The sequence below is a fragment of the Streptomyces sparsus genome (assembly GCF_054776295.1).
On the sequence record NZ_BAAHCA010001318.1, the window covers coordinates 1 to 1,036 of the forward strand.

General features: G+C 75.3%; 1 protein-coding gene. It reads left to right on the plus strand.

What is annotated here, in order from left to right; genetic code table 11:
• Nucleotides 1–1,036, plus strand: a 1,036-nt coding sequence (locus ACYVE9_RS28155; protein ID WP_461030713.1) for a DUF7824 domain-containing protein, incomplete at both ends; no start/stop codon positions are given.

Here is a 1,036-nt window from a genome sequence, read left to right on the forward strand (position 1 = left end):
CGGCGGCCGGCACGGCCACAGCTGCCCGCACCTGCGCTTCACCGCCCTGCTCGACGGCCGCCTGCGTGAGGCAGCCGAACACCTCTCAGCAGAACACCTTGCGACCGGCCAGCCGCTGCCCCTGCTGCTCGCCACCCCCAGCGACCACTTCGGCCGGCTCGACCCCGCCGAACTGCTCGACCGGCTCGCCGCCTACGACCGCTTCGGCGTGCAGCCGGCACCGCTCGACTTCGAGCAGGCACTGCTCCGCGTCCAGCACCCCGACGACCCCACCGAGCCGATCAGCCGGGCCCGGCAGTCGGGCACCGAGCACGGCGACCGGCTGGCGGCCCTGCTGGCCGACGGCCCGATCGCCCCGCCCCCGCTGGAACGCCGCGTCGCCAAGGTGAAGCAGCGGTGGTACCGGTCGAACGAGTCAGCCGGCAGGTACATCCGGTACGACATCCAGGCCCATCCCGCGCTGCACGACATCTGCCGCGAGCCCGAAACCCAGCGCCTCGCCCGGCCCCTGGCACCCGGCACCGAGGTCTGCTTCTGGCACCACCTGCGTCCCAGCCACCAGCTGGCCGCCTGCCCCGGCCACCGCGAGACCCTCGCCGCCGGACTCGTGGCGGCGGCAATGGACCTCGACGGCTGGGGCATCAGCGAAGCCTGCCGCGTCCTGCCCCTGCTCGCCGAGGCACCGGGCGAAGCCGGCTCACCCGGCCTGCACCTGATACTCGCCTACGGCCTCAGCGCCCAGAGCCGCGACGACCGCACCCACGCCGTGGACGCCCTGCTGCTGCTCGCCGCCCGCCGACACCTCGACCCGGACCTGCTCGCCGCGGACCTGCTCGCACTGATCGACCGCGGCATCGTCCCTCCCAACCGCGTCTGCGACGCACTCGCCACCGCAGCCGACACCGGCGCGCACCGCACCGCCTGGTCCGTCCTGGCGGCGCTCCTGCCCGCCCTGCTCACCCGCACCCCCGCGCCCCGCGCGCTCGGCGCCTTCCTGGCCACCGCCGCCGACTGCGCCGAACGCACCGGCGTCCGA